The sequence below is a fragment of the uncultured Xanthomonas sp. genome, from assembly GCF_964278005.1.
GTDB lineage: Bacteria > Pseudomonadota > Gammaproteobacteria > Xanthomonadales > Xanthomonadaceae > Xanthomonas_A > Xanthomonas_A sontii.
This window is the reverse complement of record NZ_CAXYKF010000026.1, coordinates 95,340-118,401: the sequence shown is the minus strand read 5'-3', so window position 1 is coordinate 118,401 and position 23,062 is coordinate 95,340. Positions and strand designations below refer to the sequence as shown.

The 23,062-nt window shown below is 70.6% G+C and carries 20 protein-coding genes; 11 read left to right on the top strand and 9 right to left on the bottom strand.

The features are described from left to right. Window positions 1-83: 83 nt before the first annotated feature. Window positions 84-2,042, bottom strand: a complete 1,959-nt coding sequence (locus ACHWVH_RS19285) for a DEAD/DEAH box helicase (protein ID WP_394687783.1) — start codon at window positions 2,040-2,042, stop codon at window positions 84-86. 265 nt (window positions 2,043-2,307) lie between these two features. Between ACHWVH_RS19285 and ACHWVH_RS19280 the strand changes: the two genes are divergently transcribed. Both ACHWVH_RS19280 and ACHWVH_RS19275 read left to right on the top strand, forming a co-directional pair. Further along, entirely contained in the window at window positions 2,308-2,529 is a 222-nt protein-coding gene (locus ACHWVH_RS19280) for an RNA-binding S4 domain-containing protein (RefSeq protein ID WP_017909138.1), read from the top strand. 67 nt (window positions 2,530-2,596) lie between these two features. After that, entirely contained in the window at window positions 2,597-2,926 is a 330-nt protein-coding gene (locus ACHWVH_RS19275) for a hypothetical protein (protein ID WP_267093883.1), read from the top strand. Window positions 2,927-3,021: 95 nt separating this feature from the next. On the opposite strand, the gene ubiM is transcribed toward ACHWVH_RS19275, so the two are convergent. The 5 genes from ubiM to ACHWVH_RS19250 form a co-directional block, all read right to left on the bottom strand. Next, complete coding sequence (gene ubiM, locus ACHWVH_RS19270; protein ID WP_295949506.1) at window positions 3,022-4,209, bottom strand: 5-demethoxyubiquinol-8 5-hydroxylase UbiM; 1,188 nt, start codon at window positions 4,207-4,209, stop codon at window positions 3,022-3,024. Between the two features lie 99 nt (window positions 4,210-4,308). After that, entirely contained in the window at window positions 4,309-4,698 is a 390-nt protein-coding gene (locus ACHWVH_RS19265) for an MAPEG family protein (protein WP_026143987.1), read from the bottom strand. A gap of 41 nt (window positions 4,699-4,739) precedes the next feature. Beyond that, window positions 4,740-5,315, bottom strand: coding sequence for a DUF4019 domain-containing protein (locus ACHWVH_RS19260; protein WP_394687798.1), 576 nt, complete (start codon window positions 5,313-5,315; stop codon window positions 4,740-4,742). Between the two features lie 76 nt (window positions 5,316-5,391). Further along, entirely contained in the window at window positions 5,392-5,679 is a 288-nt protein-coding gene (locus ACHWVH_RS19255) for a hypothetical protein (RefSeq protein ID WP_267084753.1), read from the bottom strand. 86 nt (window positions 5,680-5,765) lie between these two features. Beyond that, window positions 5,766-6,809, bottom strand: a complete 1,044-nt coding sequence (locus ACHWVH_RS19250; protein WP_148829043.1) for a hypothetical protein — start codon at window positions 6,807-6,809, stop codon at window positions 5,766-5,768. Between the two features lie 210 nt (window positions 6,810-7,019). On the opposite strand from ACHWVH_RS19250, the gene ACHWVH_RS19245 reads away from it, so the two are divergent. The 4 genes from ACHWVH_RS19245 (at window position 7,020) to ACHWVH_RS19230 (ending at window position 12,072) form a co-directional block, all read left to right on the top strand. Further along, the gene (locus ACHWVH_RS19245; RefSeq protein WP_394687782.1) at window positions 7,020-8,492 is read left to right on the top strand and encodes a DNA-3-methyladenine glycosylase 2 family protein; all 1,473 of its coding nucleotides are present in this window, start codon (window positions 7,020-7,022) and stop codon (window positions 8,490-8,492) included. Further along, a complete protein-coding gene (locus ACHWVH_RS19240) occupies window positions 8,489-9,016 on the top strand; it encodes a methylated-DNA--[protein]-cysteine S-methyltransferase (RefSeq protein ID WP_295924701.1) in 528 nt (175 codons plus the stop codon). Before ACHWVH_RS19245 ends, ACHWVH_RS19240 begins: the two co-directional genes overlap by 4 nt. Window positions 9,017-9,137: 121 nt before the next feature. After that, complete coding sequence (locus ACHWVH_RS19235) at window positions 9,138-10,412, top strand: ectonucleotide pyrophosphatase/phosphodiesterase (protein ID WP_394687781.1); 1,275 nt, start codon at window positions 9,138-9,140, stop codon at window positions 10,410-10,412. A gap of 226 nt (window positions 10,413-10,638) precedes the next feature. Next, window positions 10,639-12,072 (top strand): chloride channel protein, encoded by a 1,434-nt coding sequence (locus ACHWVH_RS19230; RefSeq protein WP_295924703.1) that lies wholly within the window; start codon window positions 10,639-10,641, stop codon window positions 12,070-12,072. 188 nt (window positions 12,073-12,260) lie between these two features. Here ACHWVH_RS19230 and ACHWVH_RS19225 read toward each other — a convergent pair whose 3' ends face one another. Together ACHWVH_RS19225 and ACHWVH_RS19220 are read right to left on the bottom strand one after the other, a co-directional pair. Beyond that, complete coding sequence (locus ACHWVH_RS19225) at window positions 12,261-12,446, bottom strand: 30S ribosomal protein THX (protein WP_017911843.1); 186 nt, start codon at window positions 12,444-12,446, stop codon at window positions 12,261-12,263. Between the two features lie 111 nt (window positions 12,447-12,557). Then, complete coding sequence (locus tag ACHWVH_RS19220) at window positions 12,558-12,971, bottom strand: MerC domain-containing protein (RefSeq protein WP_017907253.1); 414 nt, start codon at window positions 12,969-12,971, stop codon at window positions 12,558-12,560. Between the two features lie 155 nt (window positions 12,972-13,126). Here ACHWVH_RS19220 and ACHWVH_RS19215 point away from each other — a divergent pair, with 155 nt between their 5' ends. Then, window positions 13,127-15,199: a TonB-dependent receptor gene (locus tag ACHWVH_RS19215; RefSeq protein WP_295924705.1), complete on the top strand. Its 2,073-nt coding sequence runs from the start codon at window positions 13,127-13,129 to the stop codon at window positions 15,197-15,199. A 57-nt stretch (window positions 15,200-15,256) separates the two neighbouring features. Here ACHWVH_RS19215 and ACHWVH_RS19210 read toward each other — a convergent pair whose 3' ends face one another. Next, window positions 15,257-15,589, bottom strand: coding sequence for a multidrug efflux SMR transporter (locus tag ACHWVH_RS19210; protein ID WP_148829032.1), 333 nt, complete (start codon window positions 15,587-15,589; stop codon window positions 15,257-15,259). A gap of 452 nt (window positions 15,590-16,041) precedes the next feature. Here ACHWVH_RS19210 and ACHWVH_RS19205 point away from each other — a divergent pair, with 452 nt between their 5' ends. From ACHWVH_RS19205 to ACHWVH_RS19190, 4 genes are all read left to right on the top strand, one after another. Continuing rightward, complete coding sequence (locus tag ACHWVH_RS19205) at window positions 16,042-18,432, top strand: TonB-dependent receptor (protein ID WP_295924708.1); 2,391 nt, start codon at window positions 16,042-16,044, stop codon at window positions 18,430-18,432. 344 nt (window positions 18,433-18,776) lie between these two features. Next, on the top strand, window positions 18,777-19,610 hold the full coding sequence (locus tag ACHWVH_RS19200) for a 2Fe-2S iron-sulfur cluster-binding protein (protein ID WP_267123594.1): 834 nt from the start codon (window positions 18,777-18,779) through the stop codon (window positions 19,608-19,610). Next, complete coding sequence (locus ACHWVH_RS19195) at window positions 19,597-20,604, top strand: FAD binding domain-containing protein (RefSeq protein WP_394687780.1); 1,008 nt, start codon at window positions 19,597-19,599, stop codon at window positions 20,602-20,604. The genes ACHWVH_RS19200 and ACHWVH_RS19195 overlap by 14 nt, the downstream gene beginning before the upstream one ends. A gap of 22 nt (window positions 20,605-20,626) precedes the next feature. After that, on the top strand, window positions 20,627-22,822 hold the full coding sequence (locus ACHWVH_RS19190; RefSeq protein ID WP_295924712.1) for a xanthine dehydrogenase family protein molybdopterin-binding subunit: 2,196 nt from the start codon (window positions 20,627-20,629) through the stop codon (window positions 22,820-22,822). Window positions 22,823-23,062 lie beyond the last annotated feature (240 nt).

Genomic DNA, 23,062 nt, shown 5'->3' with positions numbered 1-23,062 from the left:
CATGGCTAACGTCGGGAACGACGGCAGGGAGCGGCAGCGGGGACGCCCCCATTCCCGATTCCCTACTCCCTATTCCCGGCCTCTCAGCGCTTCGGCGGCCCCTTGCGCGGCGGCCGGTCGGCGGCGAAGCGGCCGGCCGGGCGCGGGCCGGCGGCGTTGGGCTTGCCGCCGGGCCTGCCGGTACGGGCGAACTTCGGCTTGAACGGCGCGCCGCCGGCATCGTCGCCCTCGAGCTTGCGCATCTGCAGTTGCTGGCCGGACACCCAGACCTTCTTCAGGTGCGTCAGCAGCTCGCGCGGCATGTCCGCCGGCAGGTCCAGCACCGAATGGTCGTCGTGGATGTCGATGCGGCCGATGTACTTGCTCTCCAGCCCGGCCTCGTTGGCGATCGCGCCGACGATGTTGGCCGGCTTGACCCCATGCTGGTGACCGACCTCGATGCGGTAGGTCTCCATGCCCACTTCCGGCGCGCCGCGCGGCGCTTTCGGCGCCTTGTCGCGGCGCGGCGCCTCGAAGCTGCCGACGTCGCGGTGGTAGTCGAAATCCTCGCCACGCGCGGCCGGGGCCGAACGCGCCGGGCGCTCGCCGTCGTCGCGACGCGGCGCACGCGGCTCGCGCTCGAACTTCGGCTCGAACCGGGGACGCTCCGGGCGCTCGCCCCGCTCGGGCCGCTCGCGGCGCTCGAAGCGTTCGCCCTGCGGCGGACGCGGACGGTCCGGGGCCAGCAGCAGCGGCGTCTCGCCCTGCAGCAGGCGCGCCAGCGCCGCGGCCACTTCCACCATCGGCACGTTCTTCTCGGCCTCGAACTTCTGCAGCAGGTCGCGGTACATGTCGATGCCGCCGGCGGCGATGGTCTCGCTGATCTTCTCCATGAAGCGGCTCACGCGCTGGTCGTTGACCGCGTCCACGCTGGGCAGCTGCATTTCCTCGATCGGCTGGCGGGTGGCGCGCTCGATCGCGCGCAGCATGCCGCGCTCGCGCGGGCTGACGAACAGGATCGCTTCGCCGCTGCGCCCGGCCCGGCCGGTGCGGCCGATACGGTGCACGTAGCTTTCGGTGTCGTAGGGGATGTCGTAGTTCAGCACGTGGCTGATCCGCTCCACGTCCAGGCCGCGCGCGGCCACGTCGGTGGCGACCAGGACGTCGAGCTTGCCATCCTTGAGCTGCTGGATCACCCGCTCGCGCTGCGCCTGCTGGATGTCGCCGTTGATCGCCGCCGCGGCCAGGCCGCGCGCCTGCAGCTTCTGCGCCAGCTCGTCAGTGCCGGCCTTGGTGCGGGCGAAGATGATCATCGCGTCGAACGGTTCGACCTCCAGGATCCGGGTCAGCGCGTCGAGCTTGTGCAGCCCGCTCACCGCCCAGTAGCGCTGGCGGATGTTGGCCGAGGTGGTGGTCTTGGAGGCGATGATCACCTCGGCCGGGTCGTTCAGATAGGTCTGCGCGATGCGCTTGATCGCCGGCGGCATGGTCGCCGAGAACAGCGCCACCTGGCGCGATTCCGGCAGCTTCTTCAGCACCGCCTCGACGTCGTCGATGAAGCCCATGCGCAGCATCTCGTCGGCTTCGTCGAGCACCAGCGTCTTCAGCTCGGACAGGTCCAGGGTGCCGCGGTCCAGGTGATCGATCACCCGCCCCGGGGTGCCCACCACCACGTGCACGCCGCGCTTGAGCGCCGACAGCTGCTGCACGTAGGGCTGGCCGCCGTACACCGGCAGCACCTGGAAGCCGGGGATCGCCGCGGCGTAGCGGTGGAACGCCTCGGCCACCTGGATCGCCAGTTCGCGCGTGGGCGCCAGCACCAGCGCCTGCGGCTTGCGCTGAGCGAAATCCAGCCGCGACAGGATCGGCAGCGCGAACGCGGCGGTCTTGCCGGTGCCGGTCTGCGCCTGGCCGAGCAGGTCGCGGCCGGTCAGCAGCGCCGGGATGGTGGCGGCCTGGATCGGCGACGGCGACTCGTAGCCGACGTCGGCGACCGCCTTCATCACAGCAGGGGAGAGGCCGAGATCTGCGAACAGCAGCGGCGCGGGGGTATCTTGGGACATGGGAGACTCCGGGGGCGCCGCAGAGAACCGGCAGGCGCAAAGAAGCCCCTATTGTGCGCCCTGCCGGGCCGCATGTCGAAAGCAGGTGAACGACACCGTTCAGGCGTGACCCTCTCCGCACTGCCGGACGCCGGCCACCGCGGCCGCCTGCAGCAGGCGCGGCGCCGCAGGCTGCGGCAGCGGCGACAGCCCCCAGCCGCCGACATGGCGGGCGTTTTGCCCGCGAATGACCGACAATGGGCGCCGATTTCCGAGCAAGCCCCCAATGCAGACCATCGATCTCCAGCTAGAAAGCGACTACGTGGAACTCAAGCACCTGTTGAAACTGACCGGCCTGTGCGACAGCGGCGGCGCCGCCAAGGCCGTGATCAGCGAAGGCCAGGTGCGCGTGGATGGCGAGGTCGAACTGCGCAAGGCCTGCAAGGTGCGCGCGGGCCAGGTGGTACAGCTGGGCGACGTGCAGGTGCAGGTGCTCGGCAAGGCATGACCGCCATCGGTGCCCCTGGCCTGCCACTCGCCGGCCGGTGGCGCCGGACAGCGCGGATCGCCGCACGATGCTGATCACGCTGGGCATCCGCAACATCGCGCCATCTGCGGAAGATCCGCACCACGACGTGTACATCGCGCAGCTCGACCCCGACGCAGCGCAGCCGTTCCGCCTGGGCCAGTCCATCCGCGGCGGCCACGCGGAGCGCGGCGGCTCCATCTCCCTGGCGCTGGACGAACTGGAGGGCTGGACCGGCGACTGGCGCCAGCACCTGCGCCACGCCGGCTGCGCCTGGGCCATCGCCCCGATCGAAGCGGCGCAGCGCAGCGGCGACCTGCAGAGCGCCCTCGACGCGCTGGTCGCCGGTGCGGAACAGCGGCACGCCGACGCCAGGTAGCCGCCGCTGAGATCGGGATTCGGGATTCGGGATTGAAAGCAAGCCGCGCCGAGCACCGATAGACACGCACGCATGCATCGGCACGACCGCCCCCCTCAGCGCGCCATGGCCGCCACGCGCTGGGTCAGGTGCGCCGCGATGGCACGCTTGAACGGCGCGACCCGGTCGGCCACGCGCAGCGCGGCGCTGCGCAGGGCGCGCGCCGGCAGGCGATCGTCGGTGTACAGCGCGGCAATCGCGTTGGTCGCTTCGTACAGCGGCCGCGTGGCCAGGCGGTGCCCGCGCTGGTAGCCGGCCAGCAAGGCCGGCGCAGCGATGTCGCCGCCGCGCGCGACCGCGTCGTGCAGCGCACGCGCCAGCCGCGCCTGGCTCTGCAGGCCGAAGTTGAACCCATGCGCGGTCACCGGATGCATGCCCACCGCGGCGTCGCCGATCAAGGCATAGCGCTCGGCGACGAAGCGCTGCGCATAGACGGCCACCAACGGGTACGCCTGCGGCCGCACCAGTGGCGTCATCGCGCCCAGGCGATGCTCGAAGCAGGTACTGATCTCCGCCCCCAACGCCGCCTCGTCCATCTGCAGCAGCGCCTGCGCGCGTTCCGGCGGCAGGGTCAGCACTGCCGAGGCCTCGTTGCCGTGCAGCGGCAGCAGGGCCATGGTCCGGCCGTAACCGAACCACTCCCAGGCGGTTTGATGGTGCGGACGTTCGTGGCGCACCCGACACACCAGCATGGTGCGGCCGAAATCGCGCAGCTGCGCACCGATCCCGCTCATGCGCCGGGTACTGGAGAAGCGGCTGTCGGCGGCGACCACCAGGCGCGCCGCCACGCGGCGCCCGTCGGAGAGCTGCACCTGCGCCTGGCGCGCGTCGCGGCGCAATGCCTGCACCGAGACACCATCGAGCAAGGTCAGACCGGGCTGGTCCTGCACCGCGGCGAACGCGGCGCGGCGGATCAGGTGATTGGGCACAAGCCAGCCGAGATCGCCACGGCCGCCCTCGCCCGCCGCGAAGGTCAGTGCGAACGGCGAGGAGCCGTTCATCACCCGCGCATCGCGCAGCGGCGCGATCGCCTGCGGGTCGATCCGCGGCCACAGGTCCAACTGATCCAGCAATGCTCGCGAGGCATGGGTCAGGGCGATTTCGCGGCCGTCGAAGGCGGCCTCGGCCAGCGCCGCGCGCGGCTGCGGCTCGATCAGCGCCAGCGACAGGCCGCTGCCGGCCAGCGAGCGGGCGAAGCACAGGCCGGCAGGGCCGGCCCCGACGATGGCGATATCCACTTGCATGCGGCGACTCCGTGATCGGACCCGGCCAGGATACGACCGCCGCGCACCGCGTCCTTGATCTGGATCAGCGCTGCGACGATCGGTCGCAGCCCGCGGGGCTCAGAACAGCGCCCACACCAGCTGCAGGATCGCCCACAGCGACACCACCCACACCAGGCTGCGCACGTACGGCACGCCCGCCGCGTACAGCGGCACGTACGCCACCCGCGCCCACAGGTAAATCTGCGCCGACAGCGCGGTGTGCGCATCGCCCTTGCCCAGCGCCGCCACCGCCACCGCCGCGGCGGCGAAGAACGGGAAGGTTTCCAGGAAGTTGCGCAGCGCGCGGTCCAGGCGCCCGGCCACGCCGGCCGGCGGCGGTTGCGGCGCATCGCGCGCGCCGGCGTTCCACTTCAGCCCGCGCTGCGCGGTGACGAAGGCGGAGGCGAGCAGCAGTTGCGCGATCCCGAGCAGGATCGCCCAGGCCAGCATGCGGATTTCGATGGGCATCGGAGCCTCGGAGGGAAGGAAGACGGCGCGCAGCATGCCGCTCAATCGGGCATGGCCACGTGATAGCCGACCAGGCGCCAGGTCTTGTCCTCGTCCAGCCGCAACGACACCAGCTCGGGCACCGGCTGCGGCGCATTGGCGAAGCGGCTGGGGAAGCTGATGTTGACGTAGGTGCCCGGCGGCACCTGCGAGCCGGCGGCGTACTGCACCCGCGCCACGCTGGCGACGCCGCGGCCGAGCAGCGCGCCCAGCCGCGCACGCGCGGCGTCGATCTCGCGCACGAACACCGCACGCGTCACCGCCTTCTTCGCCACAACGGAGGCGCCGTCCCACAGCTCGCCGGTGCGTCCGGCATCGACCAGTTGCGCGGCGCGCAGGCCGGCCTGCGCCATCTGCGCATCCTGCTTGGCCAGCGGCCCGGGTGCGGGTGCGGCAGCGGCGGCATGGCGCGGCGCCGGTTTCGGTGCCGCCGCAGGCGCGGCAGCAGGTGCGGCAGGTGCCGCTGGCGGGGCGGTGGTCGGCGCGGGCGCGGACGATGCCGGTGGCGCGTTCTGCGCGGAAGCGACGCTAGCAACGAGGGCCAGCAGGACGGGAGTGAGGCGGAACGCGAAGGAGATGGACAAGGACATCGCTCGGCAGCGGCGGCGGCAAGTGCCGCAGTCTACGCGGCCTGCGCGGGCCAGCGCAGCGGCCCTATGGCGTCTCCTCGCTCGCCACTACCGTATTCTCGCTCGCCACTACCGCGGCCGCGGCCGGGGCGGCATAGCGCTGCCGGTGCCAGGCGCGCCAACTCGCCCACAGTGCCCACGCGGTCGCCGCGAGCAGGCCGAACAGGCTCAGCAGCGAGCCGGTCCGCGCCAGCCACGGCGCATGCAGCCCGTTGGCGAGGTGCAGCAGCACTTCGGCGATCACGAAACCGCCCAACGCCAACAACGCCGGGGGCAGGTACAGCCGCAGCATCAAGCGGGTTCCGGCGGCCATGCGCGCGCTCCGGGATGGGATGCGGCGACGCTAGCCCCGCGTCCATGCCCGCCACGTGAATGGGCGGCACACGCCGCAGCGGCCGTTCAGGCGCCGGGCGAGGCCAGCGGCAGGGTCGCCACGTCGATCTCCGACAGCGGGCTTTCCGCCGGACAGGCCTGGTCCGGGAACCCGAAGCGCTGCTTCAGCGCCTGGCCGCAGGCGGTCAGGCTCTCAAGGTCCACGTCTTTTTTGGTCTTGCACTCCTGGTCGAAGGCGACCAGGAACGCATCCTTGCGCCGCACGAAATCGTCGCCGCACTTGCGCAACTGCTTGATCCGCTCCAGGTCGTCCTGCACCGCGTTGGTGCCGTCGAGCCCGTACTGCTTGAGCTCGTCGCTGCTGAGCAGGCGCAGGCTGCGGTTGGGCACGGTCATCATCAGATCGGCCACCGCCACCGCCACGCCGTTGCGTTCCAGGTAGTCCTTGACGTTGCCATAGACCTCCTGCAACTCGCGATTGAGCTCGGCGCGCGAGGTCGCAGTGGAGCTGATCCGCATCATCCGGTGGATGCCGACCTTGCCGGAGATCAGCCGGTTGTCGCCGGCGGCCAGCACGAACACGCAGGCGCTGTGGCAGACCGAGCCTTCGCGCACCCACACGGTCCAGCCGGATTCGCCGATCGCATCGCCGGCACGGATCGCCGCCTCGACCTGGCCGCCGCTGGAATCGAGGTCGAGCACGCGCTTGCCGATGCCGGTCTGCCTGGCCACCTCGGCCAGGCGCCGCACCATTTCGGCGAAGCCGGCGTTGATCTTGCCGACATAGCGCACCCGCATCAGCCCACGCTCGCGGCACGGCGCCAGCGCCGCCTCCACGGCGGGCCGGTCCAGCCCGGCCAGCGGCTGGCCGTCGCCGGCGTCGGCGGCATAGTCGGTGTCGCAACTGATGAAGGCCTCGCCATTCTCCAGGGTGGCCTCGTCCCAGGCCTGCGGGTCGCGCTTGGGCGCGACCGCATGCGGCGGCGGTGCCGGCGGCGCACCGATCGAGACCATGTGCTCGCCATCAGCGGAGGGGCTGTCGGCGACGGTCCGCGGCGCCGACGCCGGCTGCTGCCCGCAGGCCAACAGGCCCAGGCAACACAGCGACAACCAGCAGAGTCTGAACGGAGCGGCCAAACGGAGGATCCACGGACGAGACGAAAAAGACAGGCGCCAGGCGCCTGTGGACCTAGTCTAGTGCCGCCGCGCGGAACCTCCCCAACTGCGCCTAAACCGCGGGCACCGCGGCCACGCGACAGCCGCGGCATTGCTGTCCGAAAACGGCCAGTGCGCTGCGCCGGGGCCGACTAGACTGGCGCCATGCCTGCCCTCGCCGCCACCGATCTCGCCCTCTACGACCGCGCCCGCCAGTCCCGCGACGCGCGCTTCGACGGCGTGTTCTTCACCGCCGTGCGCAGCACCGGCATCTACTGCCGGCCGGTGTGCCCGGCGCCGCCGCCCAAGCGCAGCAACGTGCGCTACTACCCCAGCGCCGCCGCGGCCGCGGCGGCCGGCTACCGGCCGTGTCTGCGCTGCCGCCCCGAACTCTCGCCGGAGGCGCAGCAGCACCTGGGCGAAGAAGTGGTGCGGCGCGCACTGGCGCTGATCGCCGAGGGCGCGCTGCAGGACGCCAGCGTCGCCGCGCTGGCGGCCGAACTGGGCATCAGCGCGCGCCAGCTGCAGCGCCTGTTCGTGGCCCAGCTCGGCGCCACCCCGGCGGCGGTGCACGCGACCCGGCGCCTGTTGCTGGCCAAGCAACTGCTCACCGAAACCGCCTTGCCGATCACCCAGGTGGCGCTGGCGGCCGGCTTCAACAGCCTGCGCCGCTTCAACGCCGCGTTCCTCGACGGCTGCGGCATGCCACCCTCGGCGATCCGCAAGCAGCGCACCGACAGTCCCGGCGGCGATCTGGTGCTGCGCCTGGGCTATCGGCCGCCGCTGGACTTCCCGGCGATGCTGGCGTTCCTGCGCAAGCGCGCGATCCCCGGCATCGAGCGCATCGGCGAGGCCAGCTACGAGCGCGTGCTCGGCCCCTGCGAGGCCTCCACCCGCATCCGTGTCGAGGCCGATCCGCAGCGCCACGAACTGCGCCTGCACATCGCCGCGGCCGATCCGCGCGCCATTCCCGACATCGTGCGCCGGGTGCGCCGCGTGTTCGACCTGGATGCCGACCTGCGCGCGGTGCACGCCACGCTCGGCGACGATCCGCTGCTGGCGCGTGCCATCGCGCGGCGCCCCGGGCTGCGCGTGCCGGGCGGCTGGGACGGCTTCGAAGTGGCGGTGCGCGCGGTGCTCGGCCAGCAGGTCAGCGTGGCCGGCGCAGCGACCCTGGCCGCGCGCCTGGTCGATCGGCACGGCGCCGCGCGGCCCGGCCAGCCGCCGGGGTTGGACCGCGCCTTCCCGACCCCGCAGGCGCTGCGCGACGCGCCGCTGGAAGCCATCGGCCTGCCGCGCTCGCGTGCGGCGTCGATCCGTGCGCTGGCGCAGGCGGTGCTGGACGGCCGTCTGTCGTTCCGTGCCGGCCAGCGCCTGGACGACTTCGTCGCCCACGCCATCACCTTGCCCGGCATCGGCGCCTGGACCGCGCAGTACATCGCCCTGCGCGCGCTCGGCCAGCCCGACGCCTTCCCCGCCGGCGACCTGGTCCTGCAGCGCATGCTCGGCGCGGACGGCGCACGCCTGAGCGAACGCGCCACCGAGGCGCGCGCGCAGGCCTGGCGTCCCTGGCGCGCCTACGCGGTGCTGCACCTGTGGCACCTGGCCAACGACCCTCCCGAGGAGACCCGCGCATGACCGCGTCCCCGCTGTACTACGACCGTTTCGACACCCCGATCGGCCTACTCACCGTCGCTGTCGGCAGCGATGGCGTGCGTCACATCCTGTTCCCCGAGAACCGCTACGACGCCCGCGGCCGTGCCGACTGGGTGCACGATCCGGCCCCGGTGCGTGCCGCGCGCGAGCAGTTGCTGGCCTACTTCGCCGGCGAGCGCGAGCACTTCGACCTGCCGCTGGCGCCGCACGGCACCGACTTCCAGCGGCGGGTGTGGCTGGCGCTGGCCGAGATCCCGTTCGGCGCGACCTGGAGCTACGCGCAACTGGCGCAGCATGTGGGCCAGCCGCGTGCGGTGCGCGCGGTCGGCGCCGCCAATGGCCGCAACCCGTTGCCGATCGTGCTGCCCTGCCACCGGGTGATCGGCGCCAACGGCGCGCTCACCGGCTTCGGGGGCGGCCTGCCGACCAAGGCCGCGCTGCTGGCGCTGGAGCGACGCGAGGGCGGCGACGCGGCCGCCGGCACCATGGCCCCGCTGTTCGGCTGAGCGTCGCAGCCTGCGGCGGCGACGCCGCGAGCGCTGCGGCATCGCGCGCCCCGGATAGCGATGCACGCGCGCGGCAGGCGCTGTCTTCGCCACGTCACCGTCCGCACCTTATGATGCCGCGATGATGTCCTCCGTCCTGCGTTCCACGCTCGTCTGCGCCACCCTGCTGCTCGGTGCCTGCGCCTCCGCCCCCTCCACGTCGCCGCACGCGACCGCCGCGGCCGCCGCACCCAGCGCCGCCGTACCGGCGAGGCTACCCACGCCGGTGCTGCTGATCTCGATCGACGGCCTGCGCGCGGACATGCTCGATCGCGGCATCACCCCGAACCTGAGCCGCATGGTCCACGACGGCGTGCGCGCGCAGTGGATGACGCCCTCCTATCCGTCGCTGACCTTCCCCAACCACTACACCATCGCCACCGGGCTGCGCCCGGACCATCACGGCATCGTCCACAACAGCATGCAGGACCCGCTGCTGGGCACGTTCCAGCTCAGCGATCGCGCCGCGGTCAGCGATGGCCGCTGGTGGGGCGGCGAGCCGATCTGGGTCGGCGTCGAGAAGGCCGGCCTGCACGCGGCGACGTGGGCCTGGCCGGGCAGCGAGGCGGCCATCCAGGGCGTGCGCCCCAGCCGCCGCCAGGCCTTCGACGCGGACATGCCGCCGAACGCGCGGGTCGACCAGGTGCTGGGCTGGCTCGACGATCCCAGCGCGCCGCGTCCGCAGCTGCTGACGCTGTACTTCGAACAGGTGGACGAAGCCGGCCACGAGCATGGCCCGGAGTCGCGGGAATACGCGCAGGCCGTCGCCAGGATCGATGCGGCGATCGGACATCTGCTCGACGGCCTGGCGCAGCGCGGCGAACTGGACCGGATCAACCTGGTGCTGGTCTCCGACCACGGCATGGCCGCGGTGCCGCCCAAGCAGGTGCTGGCGGTCGAGGAGATGGTCCCGCCGCAACAGGTCACGGTGATCAGCTACGGGCAGTCGGTGGGCATCGCCCCGCGCCCGGGCCAGGAGGCCGCGGCCGAGGCGCGCCTGCTCGGCGCGCATCCGCAGTACGACTGCTGGCGCAAGGGCGAACTGCCGGCGCGCTGGCACTACGGCAGCAATCCGCGCATCCCGCCGATCGTGTGCCAGATGCACGAGGGCTGGGATGCGCTGCCGCGTGCGCGCATCGCCGAGAAGCCGCGCAGCCTGCGCGGCTCCCACGGCTACGACCCGGCACTGCCGTCGATGCGCGCGGTGTTCGTCGCCCGCGGCCCGGCGTTCCGCCAGGGCGTCACCCTGGCGCCGATCGACAACGTCGACGTCTACCCGCTGCTGACCCGCCTGCTCGGCATTCCCGCCGCCCCCAACGACGGCGATCCGCAGGCGCTGCTGCCGGCGCTGCGCTAAGGCGGGCCACCACTCCCCGAGCATGCCGCGCCACGATTGCGCGTGCCTGTAGCAAGCGTCCACGCCCGAGCGATGACGCGACCACGGGCGCGCGCAAGCGCGGCCCTTCGGGTTGGGTCTGGCAGGCGCGCGGCATACTCGGGAATGGGTGACACGCCCTGAGCGCCACGACAACGGTCGCGGCGCGGCGACGCCCGCCCATGGCAACGCGTGCGACAATGGCGGCATGCATTCGCCCGACTCCGCGCAACCGCCGCGCCTGCGCCATCGTCTGCGCCCGCTGATCTCGCAGGAGAGCTGGAAGCAGCGCGCCGTGCTGTGGGGCGGCGCAGTAGCGGTGGCCCTGGTCTCCATCGTCTTCGCCAAGGCCAGCGACGCCGCCTTCCACGTGTTCCAGCGCATCAGCGCGCATTCGCCATGGTGGGCGCTGCTGCTGACCCCGAGCGTGTTCGCCCTGCTGGCCTGGCTGACCAACGGCGCGCTGCGCCCCACCCGCGGCAGCGGCATCCCGCAGGTGATCGCCGCGCTGGAACGTCCCGACGACGGCTTCCGCCAGGCCAACCTGTCGCTGCGCGTGTCCGCGGGCAAGCTGATGCTGACCACCATGGCCCTGTTCGGCGGCGCCTCGATCGGCCGCGAAGGTCCCACCGTGCACGTCGGCGCCAGCCTGATGTACGTGTTCGGGCGCTGGTTCGGCTTTCGCGATGCGCGCCAGGCCAGCCATTTCCTGCTGGCCGGCGGCGCCGCCGGCATCGCCGCGGCGTTCAACACGCCGCTGGCCGGCGTGGTGTTCGCCATCGAGGAACTGAGCGGACGCTTCGAGCACCACTTCTCCGGCACATTGCTGACCGCGGTGATCGTCGGCGGCGTGATTTCGCTGGGCCTGCTCGGCGACTACACCTACTTCGGCCGGGTCGCCACCGCCGGCCTGCCGCTGGGCAAGGCGTGGCTGGCGATCCTGCTGTGCGGCGTGGTCGCCGGCCTGCTCGGCGGCGCCTTCGCGCGCATGGTGCTGCTCACCGTCGCCGGCAAGCCGCGCTGGCTGGGCGAGCTGCGCCGGCGCCAGCCGGTGCTGCTGGCCGCACTGTGCGGTCTGGCGCTGGTGCTGCTGGGCCTGATCTTCGGCGCCGGCGCGTTCGGCACCGGCTACGAGCAGGCGCGCAGCCTGGTGCAGGGGCACGCCAGCGTCGGCCACGAATTCGGCCTGATGAAACTGCTGGCGAACCTGGTGTCCTACGTGGCCGGCATCCCCGGCGGCCTGTTCTCGCCGGCCCTCGCGGTCGGCGCCGGGCTCGGCCACAACCTGGCCGTGCTGATGCCGGGCGTGGACCCGCGCATCTTCGTGCTGCTGGGCATGTGCGCCTATCTCACCGGCGTCACCCAGGCGCCGCTGACCTCGGCGGTGATCTCGCTGGAACTCACCGACAGCAGCGACATGCTGCTGCCGATCCTGGCGACGGTGCTGATCGCCCGCGGCGCTTCGGCGCTGGTCTGCCGCACGCCGATCTACCGCGGCCTGGCCGAGCTGTTGCTGGTGGCGCCACCGCCGGCGCCCACGCCGCCTGCGGAAGAGGAAACGCCGACCTCGCTGGTGGCCGACCTGGCCGGCAGCGAGCACGACGACCGCGACGACGGCCCCAGCGCGCCGCGTCCTCACTGAGCGGCGGCTCGCCCCGAGCGGCCGCGTGTCCTGAGCGACGAACGAACGACCGGGGAGTGCGCTCCCCGCTCCACCCTCCTCGCTGCAGGGCCATCTCTCTCCGCCTCACGGCGACCTCCAGGCATGGACGCCAGGCATAAAAAAACGCGGCGCAAGCGCCGCGTTCTTCGTCGCAACCGGTGGCTGGCTCAGCCGGCCTTGGCGACCGTCTTCTTGGCCACGGCCTTCTTCACCGCCGGCGCCTTGACCACCGACTTCTTCGCGGCCGGCGATGCAGCGCCCACGGCCACCTTGCTCACGCTGTGCGAGCGCGAATTGCCGTAGCTGGCGTTGTAGCGCTTGCCCTTGGCGGTCTTGCGGTCACCCTTACCCATGCTCATCGACTCCTGAATGTGTTTGCGAAAACCCCCGCGAGATGCACGGGGTTTGGCGAGGCCAACGCGGTCAGCGCCCTCGCGCAAGGGCGGCAAGCCTACCACGTGCGCTCAATGGGCGCAGCTTGCGTCGTGCACGTGGCCGTGGTTCAAGCGCAGGTTGAGCAGGTGCGCCAGGCCGACCAGGGTGCCGCCGAAGGTCATGATCGCCGCGTGCGGCGCCACCGCATGATGCAGCGCCGGCACCAGCAGCCCGGCCCATAGGGCCAGCAGGCCGAGGATGAGCAATCCCAGCGCCTGCCACACACGGTGCCGGCGATACCCAAGCACCAGACTGAACAGGCCCAGGCAGGTCACGAACAGGACCAGGGTGCGCTCCACGCCCTCGCCCAGCCACATCGCCAGACCCAGCGACGGCAGCACCGCCAGCGCCAGCGGCAACACCGCGCAATGCACCGCGCACAGCAGCGAACCGGTGGCGCCGAGGCGGTCGAGCGCGGCGCGCAGATCGAACGATGAGGACATGACGGTCGGCACGGGTTGAAAGTGTTACGGAATAATATAACATTCGGCCGCCGGCGACCAGCGCGTCCCGTGCCTCTTCCTCGACCGTCCACCGCCGCTGTGCGGTGCCGGCAGCGCGCACGTCGCCCCCGACTGTCCCTCCTGATGGAATGCCCATGCCCTCTCCCCGTCCCGTCCTGCTCCGCCGTTCCGCCCTGTCCCTGGCCCTGCTTGGCCTGCTGAGCCCGTCGCTGGCCCTGGCCGCCGACCCGACCACCGCGACGACCGCGACCGACGCCACGCCGCCGGCCAGCGACAGCCGCCACGGCGCAGGCCACAGGCAGGACCGGCACGTGAAGGACATGGACCAGGTGGTGGTCACCGCCAGCCCGCTGCGCGATGCCGCCGGTGCGTTGAGCCAGCCGGTGGACGTGCTGGCCGGCGAGCGCCTGGACGAGAACCGCGGCGCCAGCATCGGCGAGACCGTGGCCAGCCTGCCGGGCGTGCAGAGCTCCAACTTCGGCCCCGGCGTGGGCCGGCCGATCATCCGCGGCCTCGACGGCCCGCGCGTGGCGGTGCTCAACGACGGCCTGTCCTCGCAGGACGTGTCCACGGTCAGCCAGGATCATTCGCCTGCCGTTGAGCCGTTCCTGGCCGACCAGATCGAAGTGCTGAAGGGCCCGTCCACCCTGCTGTACGGCTCCGGCGCGATCGGCGGCGTGGTCAACGTGGTCGACGGGCGCATCGCCGAGACTCCGGTCGACGGCGTGCACGGTCGTGCCGAAGCGCGCTGGGAAGGCGGCGACAAGAGCGGCAACACCGACATGTTCCGCGTCGATGCCGGCAACGGCAGCGGCCTGTCGATCCATGCCGACGGCGTGTACCGCAACCTGAAGGACTACGACACGCCGCAGGGCCCGCAGCTCAACTCGTTCGTCAAGTCCAAGGTCGGCTCGATCGGCAGTTCGCTGGCCGGCGACTGGGGCTTCGTCGGCGTGTCGATCTCGCGCTTCCGCGACAACTACGGCAACCCCGGCGAGCCCGGCGATCCGGCCGCCGGCGAGCGTGGCGTGTCGCTGCAGCTGCACCAGGACCGTTTCGAGCTCAAGGGTGCGCTGAACGACCCGTGGGGCGACGGCAGCGCACTGCGCTACAGCTTCGGCCACACCGCCTACACCCACACCGAGTTCGAAGGCGCGGAAGTGGGCACCAAGTTCGACAAGCGCGCCAACGAAGGCCGCGTGGAGGCCTCCTTCGGCCTGGGCGGCGGCTGGCAGACCGCGGTCGGCGTACAGGGCAGCGACTCGACCTTCCAGGCCACCGGCGAAGAAGCCTTCGTGCCGAAGACCGACACCCGCGCCGTCGGCGTGTTCGCGCTGGCGCGCAACACCTGGGACCGCGTGCAGGCCGAGGTCGGCGCGCGCGTGGACAAGACCAAGTACGAGACCGACACCGGCGTGGACCGCGATTTCACTCCGAAGAGCCTGTCGCTGAGCGGCGGCTTCCGCTTCAACGAACAGTGGCGCCTGACCGCCAACCTCGACCACGCCGAGCGCGCCCCGGCCGAAGAAGAACTGTTCGCCAACGGTCCGCACATCGCCACCCTCGCCTACGAGATCGGCAACCCCGACCTGAAGACCGAGAAGGCCAACCAGGCCGAACTGGGCCTGATCTTCAAGAACGACTGGGTCGACGCCAAGGTGGCCGGCTACTACAACCGCTACGACGACTTCATCTACATCGTCGACACCGGCGGCCAGTGGTTCCACGAGGAGGACAACGATTTCCTGCCGATCCGCCAGTGGACCCAGGCCGATGCGGTGTTCCATGGTTTCGAGGGCGAGGCCACCTTCCACCTGGCCGACAACGACAGCGGCGCCTGGGACCTGCGGGTGTTCGGCGACACCGTGCGCGCACGCCTGAAGGACGGCGGCAACCTGCCGCGCATCGCGCCGGCGCGCTACGGCGCGCAGCTGCGCTGGGACGCGAGCAACTGGCGCGCCGCGCTGGGCGCCACCCGCTACCAGAAGCAGGACAAGGTGGCGGTCAACGAGACGCCCACCGCCGGCTATACCCTGGTCGATGCGCATCTGGCCTATCACGTCGATGCCGGCAGCACCGCCTGGGAAGTGTTCCTGGACGGCAACAACCTGACCAACCAGGATGCGCGCGTGCATACCTCGTTCCTCAAGGACGACGTCATGCTGCCCGGCCGCAGCGCCTCGTTCGGCGTGCGCCTGTTCTTCTGATCGGGCAGCTTCGCTGCAGCGTGACGAGGCCGCCTTCGGGCGGCCTCTTTTTTTTCGCTAATGCGGCGCGCTGCGCGAGAACATGTTGATCACCACCACGCCGGCGACGATCAGCGCCATGCCGACGATCGCCGGCGGGTCCAGCGCCTGGCCGAACCGCCACCACGCCAGCAGCGAGATCAACACGATGCCGATGCCCGACCAGAGCGCATAGGCCACGCCCACCGGCACGCTGCGCAGGGTCAGCGACAGCAGATAGAAGGCGATGCCATAGCCGCACAGTGCCAGCAGCGTCGGCCACAGCCGGGTGAAGCCTTCGCTGGCCTTCAGCGCCGAGGTCGCGACCACCTCGGCGAGGATGGCCACCAGCAGGAACAGCCAGTTCTTCATTGCAGGACACTCCTGGACGCGCAGCGCGCCACGATAGCAAGCGGCGCGTGGCGACGATGGCGACGGCCCTTGCCCCGGATGCACGCTGCGCAGGAGCGGCGCGTTGTGCCCTTCTGGAAATCGACCGCGATCGGCGTTCCGGGATCGTCTCTGGCACGGCTGCGTCTCTCCTGCGACGCCACGCATGGCCACACGCATGACCAATCGAAGCGACGCCGCCCTGCGCAGCGCACGCCGCAGGTTGCGGTGCGATGGCGATCTGCCTGGGCAACCCGTCACGCAAACGCGGCCGGTACCGCGCTGCACAACGGTCCGATCGCCCGACGGCGTTACAAAGGGCGCCGCGCGTCGCCCTGCTTCGCGCCGTCCCGGCCGATGCGACGCGGCCGCGCGCTGCACGCGCGTGCCGCATCCCGGCCGATCGTTCCGAATGAAGAAAGGAGAGATTCTTCATGCATCTTGCGCCGCTTCGTCATCTGCTGCCCCTGTCCATCGCCGCCGTCCTGCTCGCGCCCCCCGCGTTGGCGCAGACCGCCGACGCACCCACCGCGCCGGCCACGCAACCCGACGCCACCACCCTGGATACCGTGGTCGTCAGCGGCACTGCGCGCTTCAGCGGCCTGCGCAAGCGCGACGCCAGCTTCTCGATCACCACCGCCACACCCGAACAGATCCAGCAGGCGGTGCCGCAGAGCAGCGCCGACCTGCTGAAGATCGTGCCGGGCGTGTGGGCCGAACCCAGCGGCGGCGGCACCGGCGCCAACATCTTCGTGCGTGGCATGCCGTCGGAAGGCGATGCGCCATTCGTCACCTTCCAGCTCGATGGCGCGCCGCTGTTCCCGCCGCCGACCCTGTCGTTCCTGGAAAACTCCACGCTGTTCCGCACCGACGACACCATCGAACGCATGGAGGTGCTGCGCGGCGGTTCCAGCCCGATCTTCTCCAACGGCCAGGCCGGCATCACCGTCAACTTCATCCAGAAGAAAGGCCAGGACGAGCCGGAAGGCAGCGTACGCCTCACCGGCGGCAGCGATGCACTGCGCCGCATCGATCTGTTCGACAGCGGGCCGATGGGCAACGGCTGGTACTACAGCGTCGGCGGCTTCTTCCGCGAGACCGACGGCGTGCGCGACCCGCAGTTCCCCGCCGACAAGGGCGGCCAGTTCAGCGCGACCCTGAGCAAGCGCTGGGACAGCGGCGAACTGTCGTTCTATGCGCGCCATACCGACGACAACAACGCCTTCTACACCGCGATCCCGTTGCTGTCGCGCAACAACGGCAACGACCTGTCCAGCTTCCCCGGCCTCGACGCGCAGCACGGCACGCTGCTGAGCAACGACTTCCGCAACGTCACTCTGCCGGTCGGCCCCAACGGCCAGACCATCCGGCGCGACCTCGGCGACGGCCGCGGCGTCAACATCGACGTGTTCGGCGGCGAACTGAACTGGGAGGTGGGCGACTGGACCGTCGCCGACCGTTTCAACGTGATGGGCGGCACCGCACCGACCTATGCGCTGTTCACCGGTGACGCGCCGCAGCGACTGGGCGACTTCATCGCCGGCTACGGCAGCACCGGCAGCGCGCGCTACACCAACGGCGGCGGCGCGGTCGATCCGGACCAACAAGTGCTGGAAGCCGGCTGGTGGTCGGTGGACAAGCGCCTGAACTCCTTCACCAACGATCTGCGCCTGAGCCGCATGCTGTTCGCCGGGAACACGCTCACCGTGGGCAGCTACTACGCCAGGTACACCTCCAACGACACCTGGTACCTCGGCAACACCATGCTGCTGACCGCGCAGAACCATGCGCGGCGCATCGACGTGACCCTGGACGACGGCCGCCAGCCGACGCGCGACGGCTTCACCAGCACCGCCTTCCTGGCGCTGCGCGCGCATTACGAGGGCGAGAACGCCGCGGTGTTCGTCGCCGATGAATGGGAACTGGACGAGCGCCTGCGCCTGGACCTGGGCGTGCGCTACGAACGCCAGCACGTCACCGGCACCGTGCACGACACCGCCACCGTGGACCTGGACGGCAATCCGGCTACGCTCTACGACAATGCCACCTCGATCTCGCTGCCGAGCGCGCGACGCATCGACCAGGACGACAATGCGCTGTCGTGGACCGCCGGCCTGAACGTCAAGCTCGACGCGCACAACAGCGTGTTCGCGCGGGTCAATTCCGGGGTCAAGTTTCCCGGCTTCGACAATCTGCGCGACGGCCAGACCAAGGTGCAGGACATCCGGCAATACGAACTGGGATTGAAGTCCGGCGCGGCCAACTACGATCTGTACCTCACCGCGTTCTACAACACCTTCAAGAATTCGCCGTTCCAGGCTTTCCTGGCCAACGGCAGCAACTTCACCACGGTCGGCGATTCGCGTGCCTACGGCCTGGAGGTGGAAGGCGCGATCCGCCCGTTCGGCGGCTTCGAACTGGCCGGGACGGGGGTGTGGCTGGACGCGAAGTACCGCAATTACCGCGAATACACCGGCAACCAGGTCATGCGCCAGCCCAAGCGCCAGTTCCGGCTGACGCCGAGCTACTACTGGATGCTGCCGTTCGGCGACCTGCGCGTGTTCGCCACCTATTCCTACATCGGCGACCGCTACGCCGACCTGGCCAACAGCCAGCGCCTGCCGTCCTACGACATGCTCGACGTCGGCGCCAGCCTGCACAGCGGCGAGCGCTGGGAGTTCACCGTCAGCGGCAGCAACGTGACCGACACGCTGGGCCTGACCGAAGGCAATGTACGCGTGCCCGGCGCGGCGACCGGCGGCGTGTTCATGGGCCGCCCGATCGCCGGCCGCCAGTATCAGGCGTCGGTGGCGTATCGCTGGTAGCGCCTGCCGCATCGCAGACGCACGCGACGCCATCGCTGCACTGGCGTCGCGTGGCGCCGACCATGACAGGCGCAATCGCGCGCCTGTCGTGGCGGCGATGGCATCTGCAGGAGCGCATGCACGCGCATGCCGAGCCAGTACGGCCACCCGTCCTTATCACTGCCTCGACACCCTCCCTTCGCGTTCTCTTCGCAGTCCCTTCGCGGTCCCGCCGCGATGCTCGCGTTCGGGTACCGATGCGTGCCCGCACGTCGGCGTCGCGATGGCGGCGCCGCTACCCAGGTCGACTCGCTCCCTGCTGCGCCCCGGCGCGCGCGGTAGCGGTCCCCAGGCAGGAGAGACCGATGCAGCATGAGCCCCACCGTATCGATGACGCGTCCGGCGCTGCCGACAGCGCGCGCGACACCCCATTGAGCGAGGACGAAGCCGCACTGGCGCGCCGGCTCGGCATCAACGGCCTCTCGCGCCGCGAATTCCTCGCCCTGCTCTCGGCCGCCGGCCTCAGCAGCGCGGGCGGACAGATCCTCTTCAGCGAGGCCGCATTTGCCGCACCGGCCGCCAAGGCCGCGCCACCGCAGAACGCCTTGCCCGTGGTCCTGGAGGTCAACGGTCAGCGCCATGCGCTGCAGCTGGATCCGCGGACCACCTTGCTGGATGCGCTGCGCGAACACCTGGCGCTGACCGGCACCAAGAAGGGCTGCGACCACGGCCAGTGCGGTGCCTGCACGGTGATCGTCGACGGCGAGCGACGCCTCTCCTGCCTGACCCTGGCGGCACAGGCAGAAGACACCCAGATCACCACCATCGAGGGCCTGGCCGACGGCGAGCGACTGCATCCGATGCAGGCCGCGTTCGTGCAGCACGACGGGTTCCAGTGCGGCTACTGCACGCCTGGGCAGATCTGCTCGGCGGTGGCCTTGTTGAACGAGATCAGGCGCGGCGATGCCAGCCACGTCAGCGCCGACGTCAGCCGGCCGGTCACCGAACTCAGCGACGCCGAGGTGCGCGAGCGGATGAGTGGCAACATCTGCCGCTGCGGCGCCTACCCGAAGATCGTCGCCGCCATCCAGGACGTGCACAGCGGCGGCGCGCCGCGGCCGCTGACCTGGCGCTATGTCGACCAGTCCGAACTGACCGCCCTGAAGATGGCGAAAGAGGTGGCCGATGACGCCGTTTAAGTATCAGCGCGCGACCTCGCCGGAGGACGCGGTGCGCCGTGTCGCCGCCAACCCGAACGCACGCTTCCTCGGCGGCGGCACCAACCTGCTCGACCTGATGAAGGAAGGGGTGACCGGTGCCGACGAGATCGTCGACCTGACCCGGCTCAAGGGCCTGGCCGAGATCGCCGAAACCGCCGACGGCGGCCTGCGCCTGGGCGCGCTCGCCAACAACACGCAGACCGCCAACCATCCCTTGGTGCGCCAGCGCTATCCGCTGCTGAGCCAGGCGATCCTGGCCGGGGCCACGATGCAGCTGCGCAACATGGCCAGCAACGGCGGCAACCTGCTGCAGCGCACGCGCTGCGGCTACTTCTACGACACCGCCCTGCCCTGCAACAAGCGCGAACCCGGCAGCGGTTGCGGCGCGCGCGATGGGCTCAACCGCACCCACGCGATCTTCGGCCACAGCGCGCACTGCGTGGCGGTGCATCCGTCGGACATGTGCGTGGCGCTGGCCGCACTGGACGCGACGGTGCAGGTGCGTACGCCGGCCGGCACCCAGCGCGAGATTCCGTTCGCCGAATTCCACCTGCTGCCCGAGACGCGCGCCGATGTCGACAACCAGCTCGCGCACGGCGAACTGATCGAGTCGATCACGCTGCCGGCGCCGGAGTTCGCCGCGCACAGCCATTACCTGAAGGTGCGCGACCGGGCCAGCTACGCGTTCGCACTGATCTCGGTGGCCGCGGCGCTGGCACTGGAACCGGACGGGCGCATCCGCGACGCGCGCATCGCCATGGGCGGGGTGGCGCACAAACCCTGGCGCGCGCGTGCCGCCGAACGTGCGCTGGTCGGGCAGCGGGTCGGCGAGACCGCTTTCGCCGCCGCCGCGCAGGCCGAGATGGCCGCGGCGCGGCCGCTGGCGCACAACGCCTACAAGATCACGATGGGCACGCACGCGATGATCCGCGCCCTGCACCGCGCCAGCGGCAGCGGCAGCGACGCCGCATGAGCGGCCAACCGGAGAACCGACAATGAACTATATCGGCAAGGAAATGCGCCGCGTCGACGGCTACGCCAAGGTCACCGGCAAGGCGCGCTATGCGGCGGAATTCCAGATCCCGCATCTGGTCCACGGCTACATCCTCACCAGCACCATCGCCAAGGGCCGCATCGTGCGCATCGACACCCGCGCCGCCGAAGCCGCGCCGGGCGTGATCAAGGTGCTCACCCACCTCAATGCGATCAAGCCGGTCTCCGACGCGGTCAAGAAGAAAGGCGAAGACCTGTCGTTCCGTGCCCTGGTCGACGACCGCATCCATTTCAATGCGCAGCCGATCGCCGTGGTGGTGGCCGCCACCTTCGAGCAGGCGCGGCATGCGTCGCGGCTGATCCAGGTGGAGTACGCCACCGAGGCCGCGCAGACCGATTTCGACGCTCTGCTCGGCCAGGCGCGCGATCCGACCCCGGAAGACTCGCCGGAGCCGCGTGGCAATCCGGCCGCCGCGTTCGCCGCCGCGCCGGTGAAGCTGGAGGCCGCGTACACGATGCCGGTGGAGCACCACAACCCGATGGAGCCGCACGGCGGCATCGGCTACTGGATCGGCGACACCCTGACCGTGGTCAACAAGAGCCAAAACGTCTACCAGGACCGCGAACAGCTGGCCGGCTACTTCGGCATTCCGGTGGACAAGGTCAACGTGGTCTCGCTGTTCGTCGGCGGCGCGTTCGGCTCCTGCCTGCGCCCCAACTACTACACCTTCCTGCTCGGCGCGGTCTCCAAGGCGGTCGGCCTGCCGGTGAAGATCGTCTACACCCGGCGGCAGATGTTCAGCGGCCACGGTTACCGGCCTTACTACCGCGTGGAGCTGGGCCTGGGCGCCGATGCCGCGGGCACGCTGCAGGCGATCCGCTACCGGCACGTGCTCAACACCTCGCGCATCGAGGCGTTCAACGAGGCCTTCTTCCGCAACGCGCGCTCGCTGTACGCCTGCCCGAACGTGGAGGATCGCTTCGAGGTGGTGGAGACCGACCTGCCGACGCCGCAGGCGATGCGCGCGCCCGGCACCATCAGCCAGATGTTCGGCATCGAGTGCGCGATGGACGAACTGGCCTATGCGCTGAAGATGGACCCGCTGGAACTGCGCCTGGCCAACTACGCCGAGACCGATCCGGAGAGCGGCAAGCCGTTCTCGAGCAAGGCGCTGCGCGAATGCTACGCGCTCGCCGCCGAGACCTTCGGCTGGAGCAAGCGCACGCCCGAGCCGCGCTCCATGCGCGACGGCCGCCTGCTGGTCGGCTGGGGCATGGCTACCGGCACCTGGGCGTCGATGCAGATGCCGGCGCTGGCTCGGGTGGTGCTGAAGGCCGACGGCAGCGCCCGCGTCGGCAGTGCCACCTCCGACATCGGCCCCGGCACCTACACGGTGATGACCCTGATCGCCGCCGAGTATCTGGGCATCGACGCCAAGCGCGTGCAGTTCGAACTGGGCGACACGCGCCTGCCGAAGGCGCCGGCGCAGGGCGGCTCGTGGACCACCGCCAGCGTCGGCAGCGCAATCCACGGCGCGGTGCGCGAGATCCGCGGCAAGCTGCTGGAACTGGCCAGGCAGGATGGGCAGGCCGCATTCAGCGGGCTGGATATGGATGCGGTGGAACTGGTCGATGGCCAATTGCGCCCGACCGGCAAGCCCGACGCCGGCCTGGAGGTCGCCAAGCTGATGCGCCAGCACGGCCTGCAGGAGCTGGAGGTGGTGCACGAATCCAAGCCCTCGGCCGAGCGCAAGCAGTACGCCACCGCCGCACACGGCGCGCAGTTCATCGAGGTCAAGGTCGATCCGGACACCGGCATGGTGCAGGTGACGCGGGTCATCGAAGCCACCGCCTGCGGCAAGATCATGAATCCGCTGACCTCGCACAGCCAGGAAATCGGCGGCGTGGTGATGGGCATCGGCATGGCGCTCAGCGAAGGCACCGAGATCGACCATCGCTACGGGCGCATGCTCAACGCTTCGCTGGCCGATTATCACGTGCCGGTCAACGCCGACGTGCACGAGATCCAGACCATGTTCGTCGAAGAGGACGACACCATCGTCAACCCGCTCGGGGTCAAGGGCATGGGCGAACTGGGCATGGTCGGCATTCCCGCTGCCATCGCCAACGCGGTATTCCACGCCACCGGCAAGCGCATCCGCGACCTGCCGATCACCCCGGACAAGCTGATCGGCTGAGCACGAGCGCCGCTTGCTGCGCCGTTCGCCCTATCCCTCGTGAGAGCGGCTTCAGCCGCGACAGACGTTAACCATAGCGCCTGTCGCGGCTGAAGCCGCTCCTGCGACATCGCTTCCGTAGTCATCAGAGGTGGCATTCCGTTGCAAATAGCAAAGTAGGACGCCATCCGACGTCGCCCGTTGTCTGACGGAAGCCTTCGCTGCATCTATCGCATCCCGCAGCAAGTCCTGCAGGAACCA

What these genes read in the sequence shown, in the direction of transcription:
- ACHWVH_RS19280 (WP_017909138.1), top strand. Translation starts at nt 2,308, where the DNA reads ATGCAGACCATCGATCTCCAGCTAGAAAGCGACTACGTGGAACTCAAG.
- ACHWVH_RS19190 (WP_295924712.1), top strand. Translation starts at nt 20,627, where the DNA reads ATGAACTATATCGGCAAGGAAATGCGCCGCGTCGACGGCTACGCCAAG.
- ACHWVH_RS19255 (WP_267084753.1), bottom strand. Translation starts at nt 5,679, where the DNA reads ATGGCCGCCGGAACCCGCTTGATGCTGCGGCTGTACCTGCCCCCGGCG.
- ACHWVH_RS19245 (WP_394687782.1), top strand. Translation starts at nt 7,020, where the DNA reads ATGCCTGCCCTCGCCGCCACCGATCTCGCCCTCTACGACCGCGCCCGC.
- ACHWVH_RS19240 (WP_295924701.1), top strand. Translation starts at nt 8,489, where the DNA reads ATGACCGCGTCCCCGCTGTACTACGACCGTTTCGACACCCCGATCGGC.
- ACHWVH_RS19285 (WP_394687783.1), bottom strand. Translation starts at nt 2,042, where the DNA reads ATGTCCCAAGATACCCCCGCGCCGCTGCTGTTCGCAGATCTCGGCCTC.
- ACHWVH_RS19230 (WP_295924703.1), top strand. Translation starts at nt 10,639, where the DNA reads ATGCATTCGCCCGACTCCGCGCAACCGCCGCGCCTGCGCCATCGTCTG.
- ACHWVH_RS19195 (WP_394687780.1), top strand. Translation starts at nt 19,597, where the DNA reads ATGACGCCGTTTAAGTATCAGCGCGCGACCTCGCCGGAGGACGCGGTG.
- ACHWVH_RS19225 (WP_017911843.1), bottom strand. Translation starts at nt 12,446, where the DNA reads ATGGGTAAGGGTGACCGCAAGACCGCCAAGGGCAAGCGCTACAACGCC.
- ACHWVH_RS19215 (WP_295924705.1), top strand. Translation starts at nt 13,127, where the DNA reads ATGCCCTCTCCCCGTCCCGTCCTGCTCCGCCGTTCCGCCCTGTCCCTG.
- ACHWVH_RS19275 (WP_267093883.1), top strand. Translation starts at nt 2,597, where the DNA reads ATGCTGATCACGCTGGGCATCCGCAACATCGCGCCATCTGCGGAAGAT.
- ACHWVH_RS19200 (WP_267123594.1), top strand. Translation starts at nt 18,777, where the DNA reads ATGCAGCATGAGCCCCACCGTATCGATGACGCGTCCGGCGCTGCCGAC.
- ACHWVH_RS19265 (WP_026143987.1), bottom strand. Translation starts at nt 4,698, where the DNA reads ATGCCCATCGAAATCCGCATGCTGGCCTGGGCGATCCTGCTCGGGATC.
- ACHWVH_RS19210 (WP_148829032.1), bottom strand. Translation starts at nt 15,589, where the DNA reads ATGAAGAACTGGCTGTTCCTGCTGGTGGCCATCCTCGCCGAGGTGGTC.
- ACHWVH_RS19235 (WP_394687781.1), top strand. Translation starts at nt 9,138, where the DNA reads ATGATGTCCTCCGTCCTGCGTTCCACGCTCGTCTGCGCCACCCTGCTG.
- ACHWVH_RS19220 (WP_017907253.1), bottom strand. Translation starts at nt 12,971, where the DNA reads ATGTCCTCATCGTTCGATCTGCGCGCCGCGCTCGACCGCCTCGGCGCC.
- ubiM (WP_295949506.1), bottom strand. Translation starts at nt 4,209, where the DNA reads ATGCAAGTGGATATCGCCATCGTCGGGGCCGGCCCTGCCGGCCTGTGC.
- ACHWVH_RS19205 (WP_295924708.1), top strand. Translation starts at nt 16,042, where the DNA reads ATGCATCTTGCGCCGCTTCGTCATCTGCTGCCCCTGTCCATCGCCGCC.